This window comes from Burkholderia sp. HAN2018 (assembly GCF_024704855.1).
GTDB classification, from domain to species: Bacteria; Pseudomonadota; Gammaproteobacteria; order Burkholderiales; family Burkholderiaceae; genus Burkholderia; species Burkholderia cepacia.
The window spans coordinates 1-5,162 of sequence record NZ_QOBB01000361.1 but is presented as its reverse complement, the minus strand read 5'-3'; the positions used below and the strand labels follow the sequence as shown (position 1 = coordinate 5,162).

General features: G+C 66.4%; 6 protein-coding genes. 4 read left to right on the top strand and 2 right to left on the bottom strand.

Features of this window, described 5'->3' with window-relative positions; translation table 11 throughout:
* Positions 1 to 226: 226 nt before the first annotated feature.
* Positions 227 to 1,690: a mechanosensitive ion channel family protein gene (locus DPV74_RS39200; protein WP_119339141.1), complete on the top strand. Its 1,464-nt coding sequence runs from the start codon at positions 227 to 229 to the stop codon at positions 1,688 to 1,690.
* A gap of 53 nt (positions 1,691 to 1,743) precedes the next feature.
* Here DPV74_RS39200 and DPV74_RS39195 read toward each other — a convergent pair whose 3' ends face one another.
* Positions 1,744 to 2,652, bottom strand: coding sequence for a LysR family transcriptional regulator (locus DPV74_RS39195; protein ID WP_060194558.1), 909 nt, complete (start codon positions 2,650 to 2,652; stop codon positions 1,744 to 1,746).
* 115 nt (positions 2,653 to 2,767) lie between these two features.
* Positions 2,768 to 3,049, bottom strand: coding sequence for a XapX domain-containing protein (locus DPV74_RS39190; protein WP_027792644.1), 282 nt, complete (start codon positions 3,047 to 3,049; stop codon positions 2,768 to 2,770).
* A 310-nt stretch (positions 3,050 to 3,359) separates the two neighbouring features.
* Between DPV74_RS39190 and DPV74_RS39185 the strand changes: the two genes are divergently transcribed.
* The 3 genes from DPV74_RS39185 to DPV74_RS39175 form a co-directional block, all read left to right on the top strand.
* Positions 3,360 to 4,046, top strand: coding sequence for a hydrolase (locus tag DPV74_RS39185; RefSeq protein ID WP_027792645.1), 687 nt, complete (start codon positions 3,360 to 3,362; stop codon positions 4,044 to 4,046).
* Between the two features lie 169 nt (positions 4,047 to 4,215).
* Entirely contained in the window at positions 4,216 to 4,383 is a 168-nt protein-coding gene (locus DPV74_RS39180; RefSeq protein ID WP_009692709.1) for a DUF1427 family protein, read from the top strand.
* Positions 4,384 to 4,402: 19 nt separating this feature from the next.
* A partial coding sequence (locus DPV74_RS39175) for an amidohydrolase family protein (RefSeq protein ID WP_162923276.1) occupies positions 4,403 to 5,162 on the top strand: 760 nt, incomplete at its 3' end.

Here is a 5,162-nt window from a genome sequence, read left to right as displayed (position 1 = left end):
GACGCGCGGTCGCGACGCCGCTGAACGCCGGCGCGGGGCGGCGGTCGCCACACGTGCGGCCGCGGCGGCTTCGCGCGTCATCGAACGACTACCGCATGAAACCTGTCCAGTCCGACCTTTCGCGCCACGATTCGCCGCCCGCGGCCACACGCCGGATCGGGCCGTGGGCGATGTGCGCGCGCGGGTTCCGCGCGCGTCGCTTGTCACGCTTGCCGCCCGCTCCATCATGCTGAACCTTTCCGCCACGGTCGCTTACGGCGCACCGATCGTCATTGCCGATCTCGTCGCATGGCGGTTGCTCGGGCCCGGCCGTTCGACGGCGAAGGCGATAGGACGCTGCGCGTCGTTCGCCGCGCTGACCTATGTGCTGTTCGCGACCGGCGTGAGCCCGCTCGCGGTGCCGCCGTCGCCCGACCGGCTCGACCGGCTGGCGATCCAGGTGATCGGGGTCGCGTGGTGGCTGCAGTGCGCGCTCGTGTTCAGCCTGATGCTCGACCATCTGCTGCTGCCGCGCGCGTGGCGCACCCAGCGGCTGTTTCACGACATCGCCGCCGGCGCCGTGTTCGGCGCGGCCGCGGTGGCCGCGCTCGGCTACGTGCTGGGCCTGCCGCTGAGCGGGCTGGTCGCGACGTCGGGCGCGGTGGCCGTGATCCTCGGGCTGGCCGTCCAGAACACGCTGAACGACGTGTTCTCCGGCCTCGTGCTGAATACCACCCAGCCGTTCCGGCTCGGCGACACGGTGGCCATCGGCGAGCTGGAAGGGCGCATCGTCGAAAGCAACTGGCGCGCGACCAAGCTGATCGACGGCCTCGGCAACCTGGTCGTCGTGCCGAACAGCACGGCGGCGAAGACGACGATCGTCAACCTGAGCGAACCCGAGAACGTGCACGGCGTGACGTTGACGATCGAGATCGATCCGGAAGTGCGGCCGGCCATCGTCATCGATGCGCTCGACCGCGCCGCCGCCAGCTCGCTGGACGTGCTGACCCGTCCCGCACCGGTTTCGGTCGTCAAGGCCTTCCGTACCAATTCCGTCGAATACGAGCTCGTCTGCTACGTCGATGCGCTGCAGAAGAAGATCGCCGTGCGCAACCAACTCTACGACCTGGCCCACCGGCATCTGGCCGCCGCGGACATCGCGTTGCGCCCGCTGGGCGGGACGGCCGCGACGCACCGGCCGGTATCGCGCGGGCAACGGCTGCTGCGCGCGGTCGAACTCTTCCGGCAGCTCGGCGACGACGATCTGGCGGTGCTCGCCGATGCGCTCGCGTCACGCGTGTTCCACAAAGGGGACGTGATCTATGCGTCGAATGCCGATACGCGCCTGCTGACGATCGTCGGGGCCGGTGTCGCGTCGGTGTTCGTGCCGGGCGCGGCGGGGGACATCGAGGTCAGGCGGATGGCGCCGGGCGACGCGATCGGCCAGTCCGTCGTGCTGGCCGGCACGCAACTGCACGCGAGCGTCCATGCGGTAACGACGGTAACGGCGTTTCAGCTGAGCAGCGGCGACCTGTCGCCGCTGATCGCGCGCAAGCCCGAGCTCGGGCGGCTGATGTGCGAATCGCTGTCCGAACACATCGCGACCGAGGAGAAGATGATGATCCCGCCGGCCGCGAGTGCGCACGCGTCGTTCAAACTGATCGAGTGGCTCGAAAAGGAGATGAAGCGCCTGCACGATTCGTTCGGCTGATGCGGGGCGGTTGCCTGCGACCGGGGCGCGAACGCGGGCCGCGGGCGGCGGCATCAGACGAGCGCGGTAAACCGGTCGACGAGATCGGGTTGATCGAGCTGGTCGACCCACCAGTGCAGCGCGCGTCCGGCTTCGTCGCCGCGCCACGCGAGATAGCACTGCGTCGTGTCGCGCATGCCGGTCACCTCGCGTGCGACGAGCTTGCCCTGCTCGATCGCGCGTGCCGCGATGCAATCCGGGAGCGTGCCCACCGCGAGCCCTTCGCACTGCGCGGCCAGTTTCGCGGCGAGGGTGGGGACCGCGAGATACGGCTGTCCGGCATCGATCGCGACCGAGCGCGGCTGCAGCTCGCGCGATGTATCGCTGATCACGGCGCCGCGATACTCGACGACGGACGCCATCGACAGCGGTTCGGGCAATGCCGCGAGCGGATGGGTGGGGGCGACGGCGAACACGTGCCGGAGCGAGCCGATCGGTCGCGCGACGATGTCCGGCAGTTCCGGCGGCTCGCCCGCCGCGCCGACGACGAGATCCGCGCGCCGCGAAATCAGCGCATCCCAGGTGCCGCCGAGGACTTCGGTGGACAGGCGCAGCCGCGTGTCCATCTCGAGCCCGTAGAACGCATGCACGTATGGCCACAATGCCTCGAAGGGCAGGATCTCGTCGATGCAGATGCGCACCTCGGTTTCCCAGCCTTGCTGCGCGCGCTGCGCTTTCAGTTCGAGCTGCTCGGCCGCATGCAGGAGCCGGCGGCCTTCCTCGACGACCACGCGCCCCGCGTGCGTGAGCTTCGCGCGGCGTCCGCTGCGGTCGAACAGCGCGACGCCGAGATCGCTTTCGAGCTTTTGCACGAGATAGGTCAGCGCGGACGGTACGCGGTGCAGCAACTCGGCGGCCTCGGCGAACGTGCCGGTGCGGTCGATCGCGTCCAGTGCCTCGAGCGCTTCGAATGACAGCTTCATGATGAATTCCACGGGGGCATCGGGCTGTCATGTTATCGCCAAGCACGCCCGGCTCCAACACGATTCACGACAATTCAGCCGCGTACGCGATCGGAGCGCCCTCGATCGGCGCGCATCAGGCCGGCGTCGACGGCCCTTTCTTCGCGGCGGCCCGGGTGGCCTGCGCACCGGGCAGCGTGCCGAACATGTGCTGGCCGCACTTCGCGTCGCTCCACGCGGTTTTCAGCTGGATCCCGGACAGCACGCGGCGTGCGACCGGCAGGATCTGTTCGCCGGCGAGGATGCCCAGCAGGCCGGCCAATGCGACGGTGGGCGGCGCCGGCGATGCAACCCCGATCAGCGCGTAGACGACGCCCGCGAGGATGCCGGCCAATAACGATGCAATATAGGACGTCATGATTCGAATTAGGGAAATGACAACCGTGTGAAAAATACGGATAAATACCGATCGGTCGATGATCGGAAAATCAATTTGGAGCGTAGCAGGTCTGCTCCGGAGGCGCGTATTTAATTCGGCGGTTTTAAGATCTTTTAAGGCCTGAATTTAGGGTTTTTATTAATCAAATCGATTAATTGGCGCTACGATGAATTCGCGTGTTGAATGACACCGGCTGGTAGGCGAACCTCCCGTCACAGCGCAGTGGGCGCCTCCCGGTTGGCCGGTGAGGCTGGCTCTCTCTTTTCCCGCGTCAAAGGATATGACCGCCATGAGCAATCCGAAACTTGAAGTACTCACTCCCCACAACAGCCAGATCATCTTCATCGATCAGCAGCCGCAGATGGCGTTCGGCGTGCAGTCGATCGACCGCCAGGTACTGAAGAACAACGTCGTCGGGCTCGCGAAGGCCGCGAAGGTGTTCAACATCCCGACCACGATCACGACGGTCGAGAGCGACAGCTTCTCGGGTTACACCTACCCCGAACTGCTCGACGTGTTCCCGAACCAGAAGACGCTCGAACGTACGTCGATGAACTCGTGGGACGACCAGAAGGTACGCGACGCGCTGGCCGCGAACGGCCGCAAGAAGGTGGTCGTGTCGGGCCTGTGGACGGAGGTCTGCAACACGACGTTCGCGCTCTGCGCGATGCTCGAAGGCGACTACGAGATCTACATGGTCGCCGATGCGTCGGGCGGCACGTCGAAGGACGCGCACGACTTCGCGATGCAGCGGATGGTGCAGGCCGGCGTCGTGCCGGTGACCTGGCAGCAGGTGCTGCTCGAATGGCAGCGCGACTGGGCGCACCGCGAAACTTATGACGCGGTGATGGCGATCGCGAAGGAACACTCGGGCGCGTACGGGATGGGTGTCGACTACGCGTACACGATGGTCCACAAGGCTGCACCGCGCACCGCGACGCCGCACGAGTCGATTCCGCCGGTTCCGGCGAAGTAATCGCGGGCAGTTGCGACTGCCCGTGCCGATGGCGCGTGTTCTGCACGAATACGCGCCATCGGCTCCATGAAAATCGCGGGCGGCTGCCGTGACTGCCTCACGGATGTCGCCCGCGCCTGTTTTCCAGGACGTAAAGCCTGCATTTCAACCTGACCGGGACATTGATCGTATGGAACCTTATCTGGTTTCCCTTGGCGCGGGTTTGCTGATCGGCGTGATCTACAGCGCGATCAAGGTCCGTTCTCCGGCACCGCCGCTGATTGCCCTTGTCGGGTTGCTCGGCATGGTGATCGGCGTGCAGGCCATTCCCGCCGTCAAACAGCTTTTTGGCTTCTGATCGATACGAGGTGACGCACATGACCGCAACCGAGTCCCAACCGGATCTGATCCTTCACAACGGAAGGTTCACGACCCTCGACCGCGCGAACCCCGTCGCGAGCGCCGTTGCAATCAAGGACGGCCGCTTCGTCGCGGTCGGCCACGACGCGGACGTGATGCCGCTCGCGGGCCGCGCGACGAAGGTCGTCGATCTCGAGGGCCGCGGCGCGCTGCCGGGCCTGATCGACAACCACTGCCACGTGATTCGCGGCGGCCTGAACTACAACATGGAACTGCGTTGGGACGGCGTGCCGTCGCTCGCGCTTGCAATGGACATGCTCAAGCGGCAGGTGGCGATCACGCCCGCGCCGCAATGGGTGCGCGTGGTCGGCGGCTTCACCGAGCACCAGTTCGCCGAGAAGCGCCTGCCGACGATCGACGAACTCAACGCGGCCGCGCCCGATACGCCGGTGTTCATCCTGCACCTGTACGATCGCGCGCTGCTGAACGCGGCCGCGCTGCGCGTGGTCGGCTACACGAAGGACACGCCGGAGCCGCCGGGCGGCACGATCCTGCGCGATGCCGCGGGCAACCCGACCGGGCTGCTGCTCGCGAACCCGAACGCGACGATCCTGTACGCGACGCTCGCGAAGGGGCCCAAGCTGCCGTTCGAATACCAGTACAACTCGACGCGCCACTTCATGCGCGAACTGAACCGTCTCGGCGTGACCGGCGTGATCGACGCGGGCGGCGGTTCGCAGAACTATCCGGACGACTACGAGGTGATCCGCAAGCTGC